Below are 15,242 nucleotides of genomic sequence, written 5' to 3'. Positions count from 1 at the left end.
AAAAAAGGGGCTGGTTCTTAACTGGCTCCTTTTAATCTTTTCATTTTATATTTCTTTAGAAATACTTTAAAAAGTCTTTAGAAATATTTGAAATTTAGTTTGTATACTAAAACTATAAACAAAGGAATTAAAGGAGAAACAGCATGCAAAATGTTTTAGAAGTGAAAGAGCTCACTAAAAAATACGGTGATCAATATGCTCTGAAAGATGTCAGTCTTTCCATCAAGAAAGGAGAGATCTACGGTCTCATTGGTAAAAACGGTGCTGGTAAGACCACGCTAATCAAAATCATCACTCAAGTCATCTATCCTAGCGGAGGAACCGTGTCTGTCCTGGGCTCTCAGAGCCAACAAGAATGGACCACAGCCCTCAGCCATACTGGATCTGTCATCGAAACCCCTGTAGCCCATGCCCACATGTCGGCCTATGAAAATCTGCGTTACTACTGTACCGACCGGGGCATTCCAAATGCTGACAAAGTCATCAAAGAAACCCTGCAGTACGTCGGCCTGACTGATACTGGAAAGAAGAAATTCCGTAATTTCTCTCTGGGGATGAGACAGCGGTTGGGCATTGCCATTGCCATTTTGGGGCGTCCCGACTTGCTCATTCTGGACGAGCCCATCAATGGCTTAGACCCAGTTGGGATTCAGGAATTTAGAGAAATGGTCAAGCGCCTCAATCAAGAACTGGACATCACTATCATTATTTCTAGCCATATCCTGTCCGAACTTTATCTAGTAGCCACTCGTTTTGGCTTTATCAATCAAGGGCATTTTATCAAAGAGCTGTCTAAGGAAGAATTTGACCAAAAAAGCGGCGACTATATCATCCTCAAAACGGATAATATCCAGCAAGCTGCTCATTTAGTGCAAGACAAGCTCGGCTACCAGCTCAGACCGACCAACAAGGAAGATGAGCTGCATATTTCCGGCCAAGTACAAGAAATTCGCAAGATTGCCAAGGAATTAATCCTAGCAGATATCCCAATCGGGGAAATCTACTACGCCCACAAAGACTTAGAGAAATACTTTACAGACTTAATCAACCAAGAAGGAGGGAACACCCATGTTTAATAGCATCAAGGCGGATTACTACCGTATCTTCCGCTCCGTAGGATTCTGGGGAGTGCAGGCTTTCTGCATCTTTGGAATTCTCCTCGCCATTTTCACTTCCCAAGCCGTCAGTTCCGACAACGGTATCTTTTTTGCCATATATGCCGTCACCTACAATATTGGCATGCTCTTTATTGCCTGCAATGTCATGACTAGCTTGCTTCTCGGTGTTGATCTCAATGACAAACTTTATCACAATAACCTGACTACAGGCAAGACTCGGACCCAATATTACTTCTCTAAAGCACTGGTTATCGGCAGCTTACTTCCTCTACAGTTCATACTGCTCTACACTTTTGGTATTGTCATCGAATTTGTCCGAACCGGCGGTAATATGGGAACCCTACCAGCTAATTTCTGGGGACAATTCGCAATACTCTTTGTCATGCAGATCATCTGTACCTACGCTTGGTACTGCATTACCAGCTTTGTCCTCTACTTGACTCGAAACTATAGTGTCGTCTTTATCACCTATATCATGACCTACATCTTACTCGGTCTCCCTAGTCAAATGTTCGATGCCAATAATGAATGGTTCAAGGCTATCAAGATGGAGTTCTTCTATGAAGACGCTTCAATACCAGGTGTCATCGCCAAAACAGCTATCTTTGCTCTCAGTCTAATCACGGTCTTTACCATAGCAGGACTGGCTACACTGAAGAAGAGAGATTTGTAAAATAAAAACTCAGCTAATCACTAAATTAGCTGAGTTTTTTTGAGCGGATTTCACCCCTTCTGGTCTAGCCCGCTTTATCGGCTTTCTTTCACTGCTTCCAATCTTTGCTTTTTCAAGAACAGACTGATGCAGACTCCTAGGATAAGGTAGAAAATGACAAAGGCAAGGCTAGCTGCTAGACTAGTCGGATATGGAAAGATCTTGCCCATAGGAAAAAGAACATTAGATAGAAATCCGAGAGGAACAAAAAGCAAGAATAAAATCAAGGCTAGCTTAACCTGAAAAGAAGGTCTTACCTCGGATAGATTGTGGCCTGTTCCCCACACCAGTAGCCCTACTCCCTGGACGATCAGCACCGGCGTTAGCAAGACACTAACCTTGAGAAAATCAGCTAGGATAATGGAGAGGATGATTCCCAGACCGACCAAGCCAAGAGTGAGTTGATAGCAAATATTGCTGGCAATTCTCCTGTGCTCGATTGACTGCTCTTCCTCTTTCTGGACTACAGGCTCAATTCCCTTGAGCAGATAGTCTGTAGTCACCTCAAAATAGTCACTCATGGAAATGATCTTATCCAAATCAGGCATACTCTGCTCGCTCTCCCACTTGGAAACGGCCTGTCTGGACACACCGATTTGGTCGGCTAGCCCCTCCTGCGAAATGCCCCGCGCTTTTCGCAGGTACTGGATTCTGTCTGATAGATTCATGGATTGTTTTACCTACTCTTTCTTATTTTTTATACTTTCTTTCATTGACACTTATTATAGCACAAGGCGAAGACACCGCAAAGTCTGCCTGTCACCTCATCATACAATGCTAGGTTTATTCTTTTTCTTTGTTCATATAGCCAAAGAAATCTTGGTAAATGGTACCGTCCTTGTCGAAGACTGCTGTCGCCATGCTAGCCGATGTCTTTTCATGTTCCTTGACATAGTCTTGGATTTTCTGTCCGATTTGGCTATAGGATGTCTCAGAGGGAAGTCGAGCCTCATCAGCAGCAGCCGATAAAGCAGTTAAAAATAAAAATAAGATTAGCATAATGAATAAAGGAACTTTCTTCATGCTTTTTCCTCCTTCAAATTAAACTCAAGTTTTTAATCAAAATCCTCAAAGACAGCGATTCGTTCATTCCGAAATCAAAAACTTGGCTTCTGCTTTCAGATTAACAAAAAAGCCAGTTGCCTTTCTAGCGACTGGACTTGGAATAAAGAAAAAATCTAGTTGCTTTTTGGGTGATTGAACTTGGAATCATTGTCAACTGTCAGTTGCAAGTCAGTTATATCAAGGGTTTAGAGCAGTTGGTTGATTTTTCACTTTGACAGGCAAAATGGCCTCTCTAAGATAATTGACTTTTCAAATCACAAAACAAAAATGCATTTTTATCAAGCCTTTCTTTGGTTTAATCTAAAAATAAACCTCAGCCAATTCAAAAATTAGCTGAGGTTTATGAGCGGATTTTAAGGCTAGCTGATAGAGCTGAGCCTTCCTTATTTTGCTTTTTCAAGTCTTTTTTACAAGGTCACAACCAGTTCAAACCAGTCGTCTTCGGCTCTCATGGTCAAGTCCCCACCTAGGATTTCGACTAACTGCTGGGTGATATAAAGACCTAGACCAGAGGACTCCTCACTGCTGGAGAGATTTTCTGAATAGAAACGGTTGGTTAATTTATCCAGGTGCAAGATTGGTTGTTGAACGATATTTTTGACGATAAAGATACAGTGCTCTCCGTCTTGTTTCAGAGAAATACTGGCAGCCTTTTGACCATGCTTAAGGACATTACTTATCATATTTTGGACAATACGCTCCAAAATATCAGGATCCGTTGTCAAGGTCAAACCTTCAGTCAAATCAAGATCCAAGTCAATCTGAGCTTTCTGAAAGGCATCGTAATAAGCAAAAAGTTGCTGAGTCACCAGCTGAGAAAGATCCGTCTTAACAAAGGTTGGGCGAATAGCTCCCTCCATCAGTCGGCGATACTCCATCAAGGCTTCTAGCCGTTTGGATACCATCCCCAGACTATCCGCAATCTTGACTAGTTGCTGACTCTCTTGGTTATTTTCTTTTAATAGTTGCTGGGTATAGCCACTAGCAATGGTCAAAGGCGTCCGGATATCGTGAGCAATATTACTGATAGCCATGTCCAGAGTCTTTTTCTCTTGCTGCACCACAAAGGTCGTCTTATCCAGCTCCTGAAAGATCTCCTCAACCTCTTCAGTCAGCTCTAGAATACTTGCTACATGGACCGATGGAGCTAGCCTACTAGAACTAGCCTGTTGACGCTTTTGCCGGATTTGCTGGGCTACATCCTTAACTGCTATATGATAACGTATCAAGACAAGGACTAAAAGTAGGCAGATAATGGCCAATAAAAATGCAAGAACTCCCATTTCAGTCCTCCTTGAGTCTTACACCTAGGCCCCAAACTGTTTCAACATACTCTTCGGATGGATCCAGCTGAGCCAGCTTTTTACGTAGGTTGCTAAGATGAGTATTGAGGGTATTGTCCCCAGGAAGATAGGCTTCTTCCCATACAGATTCAAACAAAGCTTCTTTAGTAAAGATTTTTTTAGGATGGCGGAGCAAGAGTTGAAAAATTTGAAATTCTTTCTTACTCAAACGAATCTCTCGTTCCCCACAAACAGCCTGAAAAGTTGCTGGCAACAATTGAATATTCTTAAAACAAAGACTTTCTTCCTCTGCCGATGCGACTTGCTGACTACGCAACTGAACTGTTACACGGGCAAAGACCTCATCCAGATTAAAGGGCTTGACAATATAGTCATTGGCTCCATTTAAAAGATACTCACTGACAAGCGACTTCTCTCCCAAAGCCGTCAGCATTAGAATAGGCACTTGGCTGTTAGTCCTGCGAATTTCCTTCAATACTTGGTCACCATTCTTACCAGGCAACATGATATCCAGCAAGACCAGATCAGGCTTTTCCCGCTCAAAAACAGCCAGCCCTTCTGTTCCCGAATAAGCCGAGTATACTTCATGTTCTTTCTCAAACAGACTTGTCAGAATCGCATGAATATCATTATTGTCTTCAATCACCAGAATTCTAGCCACAGTCCTTCTCCTCTGTTCCATTTTTACTATTAGTGTAGCAAGGAAAAAGCCGTAAGTCAATGAAATGTCATCTTCGTACAAAACTTTAGAAATATTTTAGAATTTCTTGAAGAATATTTGAAACCTGTTCCTTACAATGAAAGAAAGCAATATTTCTGGATCGCGTGTAGAAAGGAAACAAAGAATGATTAGAGTATTTTGTAGAGTTATCTTTAGAAGTATAAGATTCGCTATTGAGGATTTATAAAAGAAAATTTATTTACACTATTTCTTTTTAGGGTCATAATGCTTGGGTTCTCCCAGTTCTCATCCGATTCAGTCTAAGATCGGAATGGGGACAAATCAAAAACAAGGCTGAGACATTCATATCTCAGCCTTTTTCTTATTTCACAGACGCTCCGTTAGTCGCGATGACTTCCTTGTACCAGTCAAAGGATTTTTTCTTAGATCGCTTGAGTGTTCCCTTGCCTTCATTGTCCCGGTCCACATAGATAAAGCCGTAGCGCTTCTTCATCTCGCCAGTGCCGGCTGATACTAGGTCGATACAGCCCCAGGTCGTGTAGCCCCACAGCACCACACCGTCTTCATTGATGGCTTCCCGCATAGCCTTGACATGGGCCGCCAGATAGTCAATCCGGTAATCATCAGCCACATAGCCATTTTCATCTGGAGTATCCACTGCACCCAGACCATTTTCCACGATAAACATAGGCTTTTGATAACGATCCCAGATGGTATTTAGCGTAATGCGCAAGCCCAACGGATCAATCTGCCAGCCCCACTCAGAAGCTTCCAAATAAGGGTTCTTGAGAGAAGCAAAGATATTGCCCTCGGTCAGCTCATTGACCTTAGGGTCGCCTGAAGCCACCCGGCTAGAGTAGTATGAGAAGGAAATGAAGTCCACCGTATGCTCCTTGAGCAGCTGTAGGTCTTCTTCTGTCATCTCGACAGTGATGCCCTCGCGCTCCCAAGCTTTCTTGGCATAGTTGGGATATTCACCACGCGCCTGCACGTCGATGAAGAAATAGCTTTTCCTGTCTTCCTCCATACCAGCCCATACATCGCGTGGATGGCAGGTGTTAGGATAATTTTGACCCGCCGCCAGCATGCAGCCTACCTTATTTTCCGGGTCAATCTCATGTGCCAGCTTGGTAGCAATGGCTGAGGCTACCAGCTCATGATGGGCCGCTTGGTACTTGACCTGCTCCTCATTTTCACCTTCTTCAAAGCAGAGCCCCGCCCCCATAAATGGTGCATGGAGGATCATATTAATTTCATTGAAGGTCAGCCAGTACTTGACCAAGCCCTTGTAACGGGTAAAGAGAGTGCGGCAGAGACGCTCGTAAAATTCCAACATTTTGCGACTCCGCCAACCACCATATTGCTCAATCAAGTGCATGGGACAGTCAAAGTGAGTAATGGTCACCAAGGGCTCAATGCCGTACTTGTGGCATTCCTTAAAGAGGTCTTCGTAAAATTTCAGGCCAGCTTCATTGGGCTCCAGCTCATCCCCCTTAGGGAAAATCCGGCTCCAAGCAATGGACAGCCGATAGGTCTTAAAGCCCATCTCGCCAAAGAGAGCAATGTCCTCCTTGAAGCGATGGTACATATCAATGGCTTCCTTGGCTGGGTAGAAATAGCCTTCCTCAAAGTCAAACATCTTTTTCTTACCCGTGATGATGGCCAGACGATCCTCACCAATCGGCACCACATCTACATTGGCTAGCCCGCGACCATCCGCATCATAAGCGCCTTCGCACTGGTTGGCAGCTGTCGCTCCGCCCCACAAGAAACCATCAGGAAAAGTCAGTTTTTCAGTCATATTTCTACTCGCTTTCTAATTGCTTGTTTATTTACTCATATTATAGCTCATTCTGTAAACCTTTTCTTATAAAATACTGTGACATACTGATACTATTCTACTATTTAAGTTAATCAGATCGTTTTTAAAAAAATTATCCTCTCGAAAAAGCAAATAGCCTCCCCTGAAACAAAAAAAGAAGACTGAAAACCAGTCTCCTCCGTTCCTTTTAAATCAAAGCTGTGATAGCAGTTACTAGACCAAAAACAATCCCGGGTGCATTGGCTGCTGCAAGAGGGATATCTCTTTCCTTTTTGAAAAGTCCATAGTAGACCCAGAGACTGCAGTTAATCGCTGCAACCAAGGGCTGGATGAAGTTCCCTTTTTGACCAGCCAAGTTGTTCATGATTTGTGGGAAGTAAGACACATACATCATAACAGACATGAAGGTCGCTACCCAACCCAAAATTTTCATTTGTTTTTCAGACATTTTCAAAACCTCTTTCATTTTTGCTGAATCTTATTTTATAATCTTCTTTCAAAACAATCAAGTCTTTAAAACTTTTGTTATAAAGATGTAAACTATCACAATCTTGTGATAAGAAATAAGAGTGAAGTTGGGAAAAGTATTTATAAGCAGAATAACGCATATTTTTATGTTCTGAAAAATCTTGATACTGGGTCTTTTATTGCTGAAAGAGTTACTTCATTTTATGAAAAAAATGACTTTTGGGCCAGAATCAATATTTTCCTAAATCTACAACTTGTTGATATCTACTTTCATCATCAATATGATGGGCAATTTCTAACATCATAACAGGAAGAGAAAATAGTAGTTCATGTACCATGAGGGCGTTTTCTTTATCTAGAGTTGCTGTCACTTCATCAGCTAATAATAGATTTTTTCTACGAAGAAGAAAGCGTGCCAATTCAATCCGCACCCTTTGTCCCCCAGAAATATTCTCCCCATTATTCTTGATAATAAAATCCAGCCCACCTGTCAATTCAAAATCTAGTTTGACTTGTTTCAAAACAGCAAACAACTCTTCCTCAGAAAATTCTTGTCCTAAGGTCAAATTGTAACGCACTGTATCGTTAAAGAGAAATGGGTGTTGGCTAATAATTCCTATACTGGATACAAAACTTGATGTACATTCATTAACAGATGTCACGCCGATAATTTCTCCCTCATCTGCTATTTCTTCTCCAGTAATAAGTCGGAACAAGGTTGACTTACCACAACCACTCGGTCCTTTGATTAAAACTTTCTGACCTGCTTGAACATCCAAGTTTAGATGAGTAAAAAGCTGTCTGTCACCATAGGATTTACTTAAATTTTTAATGTGCAGGGCATGCAATTCTTGCGCATCTTTTTTATCTATCTGTTTTACATCTCCAATTTCTAATATTCCAAAAATCTTATCTGCTGTCGTTTTTGCCCCTTGTATATCTACAGCATCATACATAATAGTCTGAATAGGACTCACTAGCTGACCTGCTGCGATGTACATGGCAACAAGACTTGCCACTGACACTTTCTGCCCAGCCATAGCAAAGTAAAAACCTAAAACAAGTGGTAAAACTTGGCTTAAAAAGACCATGAATCCGTTGCAAAAGAAAATAATATTATGGGTAAAGCAAAATTTTTGAATTGCTCGTTGATAATTTTGATTAATCTTCCAAAATCTGTTCTGATTTTCAGAAATTGCTTGGTTCATGAGTAGAGTATGTGATCCTCGGATACTATCAGATACTTGATTATGAACTTCTACTCTGCCTTGCGCCATGTCATCACCAGTATGTTTGAGTCTTTTATTCATCAAGAACTGAGGAATAGGACGTAAAATTGTGAAAAAGACAAAAATGCTACCTAGCAACAAATTTTGCGAAATAATATAAATCGCTGTTAGTAATGCAACAAAGATCCAGCAAATGATATTGACGTATTTTTCTAAGTAATTATCCCCCAAATACTCCATATCTTGTGTGAGCATGGTGATTTTTTCATCTTCGCTAAAATCTTTATTTGTCATCAGCTTGCTAAATAAATCTGCCCTCATATTCATTTGAATTTCACGACGAAAAACATTATGTGTATGATTACAAAAGAGCATTAAGCTATACAGGACAAAGTATACTGTAAAGCCGAAAACAGCAAACTGTATGATTTTAGAATAAGTCAGTTCTCCTTGATTTAAGGACAAGGCTTGTGATACGACTAAGGGTTGAGCAAGAGCCAAACCTCCATTTGCTAGTGCACCAATGATAGTATAAAACTTCGTTTTCTTATCCAGATAGTGAAATATTTTATTCATAATGCCCTCCTAGAAAAAGAGAGAGGCTAGCACTCCTCTCCATTTTTATCATATAAATTTAACAAATATTATAATCTCATTATTCCTATCTTCTATCTGTTTTAAATATTTGTTTACCTCATTTACTTCAGGAAAATATTTATTCTCTTCTAAATAGGCAATATATTCACTTTCAGTTGTTTTATTTTTCTGTATTGTCTGCTTTAATTCATCCGTGATTAAAAATGAATGATTATTTTTAGTGTTGAAATACACGCTACCATCTTCTGTGTCGTACCTCAATACATATCGTGATAACTTTCATATTACCACCTCTTTATCTTTGCTTTATCTCAAATACATTATACAACTATTAAAATAACAATTCAAGAAAAATCAGAATATTAGAAAAGTTCTACATTTTAATAATATTCAATCGAGTACAAACTAATTTCAAATTCCCTTATCTACCACTATACATGCCGTACTATCACATTTCTGTTCGTAGAGACACAATCTCTCTATTCCTTCCTCTAAGGTTAACTTCAAATGACTACACGTCCTATTTCATTCGATAAAAATCAATCACTAGACCGGCAGGCCCTTCAACTAGCAGGCTTTCTGTCCCCCAATCGGTTACAGCTGGGCCGTGTAAAATCTCGGCACCAAATTCTTTCAACCGTTGGTAGTTCTGATCTACATCCTCAACCTCAATATGAAGAATGATGCCTGACTGAAAATTTTCCAAAGGAATCAAATGATTTTGGGACAACATGAGACAGTGACTGCCGATCGTGAACTGTGCAAAACTGTCGTCAACATAATCGGCTTTTTTAGCAAAAATACGTTCCAAGTCAGCACAGACTTGGGGAACATCTGAAACGATAATATCTAATTGATTTAAATTCATTGACTATTCTCCATAAAAAGACCGGATTACTCCGATCTTTTCAAGTTCGACTCTTGAAAATCAAAGAATAAAATCTACAAAGTTTACATTTGATTTTCGACGAGAGGAATTATTTGATTGCGCGTGATTGCAATCCTTCTTCTTCCAAGAAGAGGCGGAATGGTACGAGTTCTTCTGCTTCGTATTTTTCCTTGAAGGCTTTGATTGCTTCTTCTGAGTGAAGTTTTGGATCCAACTCAAGTACTTCTACTGGAAGTGGACGGTGTTGAGAGATGCGAGCATCGATAACAACAGTTTTACCTTCTTTGTTCAATTTAACAGCTTCTGCAACAACTGCGTCGATGTCTTCGATACGGTCAACTGTAAATCCAACAGCTCCTTGAGCTTCAGCGATTTTCGCATAGTCAGCATTAGGGAAGTCACAACCAAACAAGTGTTTGTTTGTGTCTTCGTATTTGTCCTTGATGAAGGCATATTTACCATTTGAGAAGACAACGTTGATAACTGGAAGGTCGTATTGAACGTTTGTGATAACGTCTGGGTAGCACATGTTGAATGCACCGTCACCCATGATGTTCCATACTTGGCGATCTGGATTGTCTTTCTTAGCAGCGATACCACCAGGAAGGGCAATACCCATTGTCGCAAAGAGTGGAGATGTACGCCACATGTTCTTAGGTGTCATGTGAAGGTGACGAGTAGATGTTTGAGTAGTGTCACCTACGTCGATTGAGTAGATAGCGTCTTGATCAGCATGTTTGTTGATTGCATTGTAAACTTGGTACAATTGCAATTCACCCTCAGTTTTACCTTCGAGTTTGTTCATGTAATCACGCCAGTTTTGGTTGTTCTTAACGTTTGCACGCCACCATGGAGTAGATTCTACTGGGTTTACTTTGTCAAGGATTGCTTTAGCTGCTTGACCTGCATCACCAAGGATAGAAGCGTCAAGGGCATGGCGTTTACCAAGTTTGTAAGGGTCGATATCGACTTGGATGAATTTTTCAGTGTTCTTGAATGCTTCGTAAACTTCAGCAAATGGGAAGTTTGAACCAAGGAAAAGAACGGTGTCTGCTTCAAAGACCACTTCGTTAGCTGGTTTCCAACCAACACGGTAAGCAGAACCTGTCAAACCTTCGTAGTTCCATTCAAAGGCTTCAAAGTTTTTACCAGTTGTGATGATTGGGGCTTTGATTTTACGTGACAATTCAGTGATCACTTCACCAGCTTTAACACCACCAAATCCAGCATAGATAACTGGGCGTTCAGCATTGTTCAAGATTTCAACCGCTTTGTCGATTTCAGTTTCGTTCAAGGCAGGAGCGATGAATGAACGCTCATATGAACCTGAACCGTAGTATGAGTTTTCATCGATTTCTTGGAAACCGAAGTTTACTGGGATTTCTACAACAGCTGGGCCTTTTTTAGAAACCGCAGCACGGCAAGCTTCGTCAATTACTTTTGGCAATTGCTCAGCGTAAGCTACACGTTTGTTATATACAGCGATACCGTTGTACATTGGGTTTTGGTTAAGTTCTTGGAAGGCATCCATGTTCAATTCGTTAACTGGACGTGATCCAAGGATAGCAAGGAATGGAGTGTTATCCATAGCTGCATCATAAACACCATTAATCAAGTGAGTCGCACCTGGACCACCTGAACCAACTGCAACCCCAATTGAGCCGCCGAATTTAGCTTGCATGACCGCAGCAAGAGCACCTGTTTCTTCGTGGCGAACTTGCAAGAAGCGGATATCTTTGTCTTCAGCCAAAGCATCCATGAGTGAGCTGAGTGTTCCTGATGGGATACCGTAGATTGTGTCTACGCCCCATGTTTTCAATACTTTGAGCATTGCTGCAGATGCAGTAATTTTCCCTTGAGTCATAAGAATAACTCTCCTTCAATAAATTAAATTTTCAGTTATTGAAAACATTTCCATTTGTGAATGAAAACGCTTCAAGAAACTTTACTATATCAATTTACCATGTTTTTTCTCACTTGTATAAGAATATGCTCAGAGACAAGATAGAACTATTACATAACACAAGACAGTTATTTCTTCACAAACTCCAATGTGTTTTATAATAATTTTCATAACTCCCTTGAAATCAAGCTTTGTTCGCAGAAAATTTATGGAAGAAAAGGAAAACAAAAAACTTGATTCCTACCTTAACGGAACCAAGTTGTGTCTTTAAATGATGTAAGTAGTCTCATCTACAAATACTTATCCAACTCACTAGACAGGACTGCATAACCAGCAATAGTTAGATGGAGGCCATCTGTGGTGAATTCCTGGCCTAGCTGGCCAGTCTCATCCAGCAATGTTTCATAAAGGTCAATAAACTGGACATTGGTATAGATACTGGCTAGGCCTTGATAAGCTCGATTGAGGTCCTGAATCTTCTCGTTCGTCCTGAGATAAACTGTCCCCTTGTACTCTTCTCCCTCATTCACTGGCAAGACTGATAGAAGTTGGATCTGGGCCAATGGGTACTCTCTGGAAATCTTCTGAATCACTCCTTCAAGATTTTCCAGTGTCTCAGACTGAGGCATTTCTTTGCCAATATCATTGGTTCCTATTAAAATAAAAACCTTATCTAAAGCAGAACCAAAGAGATGGGCATCAAGGTTGTCTAGGAGCAAATCCGTCTTGTAGCCACGGATCCCACGGTTAATCAGAACCTTATTCGTCTGCAATAGTTCCTGCAAAGGGTAGTATTCTACGATGGAATCTCCGATAAAGATAATATCTGGTTCCTTAACGGATACTTGATTCAATTCTCGGTATTTATCCTGCATTTTTGCCTGCTCTTTCAAGAGCCATTCTTCTAATAATTGTACTGCCATATCCCTATCTTTCTTTTAAATACTGCTCTAAAACTTGAAGAACACCTGTCTCATCATTACTTGGTGCAATATATTTGGCCATTCTTTTGACTTTTTCTTCTCCGTTTTCCATAGCAAAAGAATAACCCGCCAATTCAAGCATTTCTAGATCATTTTCGCTGTCGCCAAAGGCCATAATTTGATCAGCGTCAATCTTCCAACGCTCCATCAAACTACGCAGTCCCCAACCTTTGTGGATTCCTCTTGGCAATAGATCAATAGCCCCGTAACCACTGGTAACTGCATTGAGACGTCCTGCAAAATCTTGATTGATTCTCTGTGTCACAGAACTAGTCTGCTCTTCATCTACTACGATACTCATTTTTATAACAGCTTCTTTATCCAGCTCCTGAAAGTCACTGAGAAAATGAATCTGCCGGTAGAATTCCTTGGCTCTTTCTTCTGTCATAATTCTATCTATAATAGGAAAATCCATGCCTTCTAAGGTGTGAGGACCATTTTGCAGATTAGCAACCAAATGGTAATTTCGTTCTCTGCCAGCAAAATATTCTAAAACATCCTGGACCAGATGGCTATCCCAATGCTGCTCCACAATCTTGTCTTCCCCTTCGAAAATTCGGGCGCCATTAGCCACGACAAAGGTAATACGATTCGTCAGTTCTGTACCAAAAAGTTTTCGCATCCGACCAATTTCATTACCAGTAGCTACTACAAAGCGAATGTCCCTCTTATCTAGCTCATCTAAAATAGTAGTCAGACGAGGAAGATCTAGCTGTCCCTGACCATCCAGCAAGGTCCCATCCATATCTGTCGCAATCATTCTGATGCTCATACATTTTCCTCTTCTTCTGGCAAATGCCACTGACCGCTCGTTTCATAGTCTTGGATAATTCTTCTAGCCCCATCCGTTATTTCCTTGGGATAATGAAGGCTTTCAAGTGTATTCACTGCATTTTTGGTCAGGGCACTACCCTCTTTAATCTGATAATCAAATACAATCTCTCCATCACGGTATTGGCTGTCGAAGTGAAATTGGTCATTTAAGTCTCCAGAAGTAGCCACCAACTCCACATCATGACTGGAAATCATGTATAGACAGCGACGCTCGGCCAGCCATTTTATAATACCTAGACCTGCACCAATCCGCTCAAGAGTGTTGGTCCCCTTAAAAAGCTCATCGATGAAGAAATAATGGATTCCTTCTTGTTCCAAACTCTCTAGCATCCGCTTAATGGTGCGACTCTCAGCAATAAAATAGCTGTCGCCTGTCTCGATACTATCGCTCACATCCATGGCTGTCAAGACCGAACCATAGGCTAGGTTGAGACTTTCTGCACAGGCAAAGTTCAGACTTTGAGCTAGGATAGCATTGATAGCAACTGTCCGTAGATAAGTAGATTTTCCAGAAGCATTGTCTCCGCTGATCATGATATTTTTGGTAAAGCTGACATCATTGCTGACTGGCTGACTAAGTAGAGGATGATAGAGTTTTTTGCCCTCTATTCCTGCCTCTTCACAAAAAATCGGCTGACAGTAAAAAGGAAGAGAATCTTTATAGTTCAAAAGGCTTATAGCTGCTTCCAGGCGACCGAGAATATCTAAAACAGACTTTGCCTCTTGCTGATGGTGAAAAATTTGTCTGGAAATATAGGATTGCGCCATCTGAGGAATTAAGAAAATCATATTAAGGTAGAGCAAGATGATTTCCAACTCTGACCCACCTGATTGATTTTGAAAAACCGAACCAAATACCCTAGCAGCACGGAAAGGTTTGTTAGACGATTTCAAGTATTCTTGACCTGGGAAATTCAATCCCTTCATTTTATCAGCTATATAGAAAATTCTGACCAAATAACTCATATTTTCCAGCTTCATAGATAAAGACCAGCGCGTCATGGCCGAAAAGATTATATTAACCACTAGGCTGGTCAAAAATAGAACTAGGCCTAGTGAACCAGCTACAAATATCAGACACAAGGAGATAATTGGCAACAAACCTAAGAGGATATAAAGAGGCCACCAGTAATTGGGCTTGATGGGCTGTAAAACTAATTTCTTAGCATGATTGTAATTCTTCTTACCTAACTGAGCAAATAAAACTTGCAGATCCAAGCGCTCCTTGGGATGGTTTTTCAGGTAGCTCTGCAATTGTTCAAAAATTGGATCTGCTTCAAAGTGCTGCAACCTCAGTTTACTATACAAGTACTCAGAACCAAGACTAGACTGGGTTCCAGCATCTATCTTAGAGAAAATATCATACAAATCCAAATCCGACCAGGTTTGATCGTCTACTAAGCTATCGTATGACTGAAGTTCCATTTCCAGCAGAAGAGACTCACATAGACTCGCTTCGCTATCGGCTTTAGCCAAACGATTAGAACTTCCCCAGTAGCCTGCCAATTTTTGTTTGAAACGGCGACGACTCACTATTCCAATAATATAAATCACAACACAAATCCCTAAAATAAAGAACAGGATTTTAAAAGAAGAATCAAACATAAGAACTCCTTAATAGCAATTGAAATAATCC

Annotated in this window: 12 protein-coding genes and 2 pseudogenes; 2 read left to right on the top strand and 12 right to left on the bottom strand. The window is 40.7% G+C overall.

Going from position 1 to position 15,242, the window contains the following annotated elements; genetic code table 11:
* Positions 1–143 precede the first annotated feature (143 nt).
* Together AWH02_RS04530 and AWH02_RS04525 are read left to right on the top strand one after the other, a co-directional pair.
* Positions 144–1,076, top strand: coding sequence for an ABC transporter ATP-binding protein (locus tag AWH02_RS04530; RefSeq protein WP_060553117.1), 933 nt, complete (start codon positions 144–146; stop codon positions 1,074–1,076).
* Positions 1,069–1,791, top strand: a complete 723-nt coding sequence (locus AWH02_RS04525; RefSeq protein ID WP_060553118.1) for a lantibiotic ABC transporter permease — start codon at positions 1,069–1,071, stop codon at positions 1,789–1,791. Before AWH02_RS04530 ends, AWH02_RS04525 begins: the two co-directional genes overlap by 8 nt.
* Positions 1,792–1,879: 88 nt before the next feature.
* On the opposite strand, the pseudogene AWH02_RS04520 reads toward AWH02_RS04525, so the two are convergent.
* From AWH02_RS04520 to AWH02_RS04460, 12 genes and pseudogenes are all read right to left on the bottom strand, one after another.
* Positions 1,880–2,498: pseudogene (locus tag AWH02_RS04520) on the bottom strand (helix-turn-helix domain-containing protein).
* A gap of 121 nt (positions 2,499–2,619) precedes the next feature.
* Positions 2,620–2,853 (bottom strand): annotated as a pseudogene (locus AWH02_RS04515) (hypothetical protein); the annotation flags it as partial.
* Between the two features lie 449 nt (positions 2,854–3,302).
* Complete coding sequence (locus AWH02_RS04510; protein WP_048777376.1) at positions 3,303–4,178, bottom strand: sensor histidine kinase; 876 nt, start codon at positions 4,176–4,178, stop codon at positions 3,303–3,305.
* Between the two features lies 1 nt (position 4,179).
* A complete protein-coding gene (locus AWH02_RS04505; protein WP_060553119.1) occupies positions 4,180–4,860 on the bottom strand; it encodes a response regulator transcription factor in 681 nt (226 codons plus the stop codon).
* A gap of 382 nt (positions 4,861–5,242) precedes the next feature.
* Positions 5,243–6,682 carry a 6-phospho-beta-glucosidase gene (locus AWH02_RS04500; protein ID WP_060553120.1) on the bottom strand — a complete coding sequence of 480 codons (1,440 nt, stop codon included), beginning with the start codon at positions 6,680–6,682 and terminating at the stop codon, positions 5,243–5,245.
* Positions 6,683–6,890: 208 nt separating this feature from the next.
* The gene (locus AWH02_RS04495) at positions 6,891–7,151 is read right to left on the bottom strand and encodes a SemiSWEET family transporter (RefSeq protein ID WP_001291473.1); all 261 of its coding nucleotides are present in this window, start codon (positions 7,149–7,151) and stop codon (positions 6,891–6,893) included.
* A gap of 250 nt (positions 7,152–7,401) precedes the next feature.
* A complete protein-coding gene (locus AWH02_RS04490) occupies positions 7,402–8,976 on the bottom strand; it encodes an ATP-binding cassette domain-containing protein (RefSeq protein ID WP_060553121.1) in 1,575 nt (524 codons plus the stop codon).
* A gap of 541 nt (positions 8,977–9,517) precedes the next feature.
* Positions 9,518–9,865, bottom strand: a complete 348-nt coding sequence (locus tag AWH02_RS04480; protein WP_060553122.1) for a VOC family protein — start codon at positions 9,863–9,865, stop codon at positions 9,518–9,520.
* 109 nt (positions 9,866–9,974) lie between these two features.
* Positions 9,975–11,750: a pyruvate oxidase gene (gene spxB, locus AWH02_RS04475; protein WP_060553123.1), complete on the bottom strand. Its 1,776-nt coding sequence runs from the start codon at positions 11,748–11,750 to the stop codon at positions 9,975–9,977.
* Between the two features lie 329 nt (positions 11,751–12,079).
* Positions 12,080–12,712: an SGNH/GDSL hydrolase family protein gene (locus AWH02_RS04470; RefSeq protein ID WP_060553124.1), complete on the bottom strand. Its 633-nt coding sequence runs from the start codon at positions 12,710–12,712 to the stop codon at positions 12,080–12,082.
* 4 nt (positions 12,713–12,716) lie between these two features.
* Positions 12,717–13,544 carry a Cof-type HAD-IIB family hydrolase gene (locus tag AWH02_RS04465; protein ID WP_060553125.1) on the bottom strand — a complete coding sequence of 276 codons (828 nt, stop codon included), beginning with the start codon at positions 13,542–13,544 and terminating at the stop codon, positions 12,717–12,719.
* A complete protein-coding gene (locus AWH02_RS04460) occupies positions 13,541–15,211 on the bottom strand; it encodes a MutS-related protein (protein WP_060553126.1) in 1,671 nt (556 codons plus the stop codon). The genes AWH02_RS04465 and AWH02_RS04460 overlap by 4 nt, the downstream gene beginning before the upstream one ends.
* Positions 15,212–15,242: the final 31 nt, after the last annotated feature.

Origin of the sequence: Streptococcus gordonii (assembly GCF_001553855.1) — a bacterium.
Classification (GTDB): Bacteria; Bacillota; Bacilli; order Lactobacillales; family Streptococcaceae; genus Streptococcus; species Streptococcus gordonii.
This window is presented reverse-complemented; position numbering and strand designations above follow the sequence as displayed.

Bases quoted from the DNA above. Each gene is read 5' to 3' on its own strand.
- AWH02_RS04490 (WP_060553121.1), bottom strand. From the start codon at position 8,976: ATGAATAAAATATTTCACTATCTGGATAAGAAAACGAAGTTTTATACT.
- AWH02_RS04500 (WP_060553120.1), bottom strand. From the start codon at position 6,682: ATGACTGAAAAACTGACTTTTCCTGATGGTTTCTTGTGGGGCGGAGCG.
- AWH02_RS04470 (WP_060553124.1), bottom strand. From the start codon at position 12,712: ATGGCAGTACAATTATTAGAAGAATGGCTCTTGAAAGAGCAGGCAAAA.
- AWH02_RS04480 (WP_060553122.1), bottom strand. From the start codon at position 9,865: ATGAATTTAAATCAATTAGATATTATCGTTTCAGATGTTCCCCAAGTC.
- AWH02_RS04460 (WP_060553126.1), bottom strand. From the start codon at position 15,211: ATGTTTGATTCTTCTTTTAAAATCCTGTTCTTTATTTTAGGGATTTGT.
- AWH02_RS04465 (WP_060553125.1), bottom strand. From the start codon at position 13,544: ATGAGCATCAGAATGATTGCGACAGATATGGATGGGACCTTGCTGGAT.
- AWH02_RS04495 (WP_001291473.1), bottom strand. From the start codon at position 7,151: ATGTCTGAAAAACAAATGAAAATTTTGGGTTGGGTAGCGACCTTCATG.
- AWH02_RS04510 (WP_048777376.1), bottom strand. From the start codon at position 4,178: ATGGGAGTTCTTGCATTTTTATTGGCCATTATCTGCCTACTTTTAGTC.
- AWH02_RS04525 (WP_060553118.1), top strand. From the start codon at position 1,069: ATGTTTAATAGCATCAAGGCGGATTACTACCGTATCTTCCGCTCCGTA.
- spxB (WP_060553123.1), bottom strand. From the start codon at position 11,750: ATGACTCAAGGGAAAATTACTGCATCTGCAGCAATGCTCAAAGTATTG.
- AWH02_RS04530 (WP_060553117.1), top strand. From the start codon at position 144: ATGCAAAATGTTTTAGAAGTGAAAGAGCTCACTAAAAAATACGGTGAT.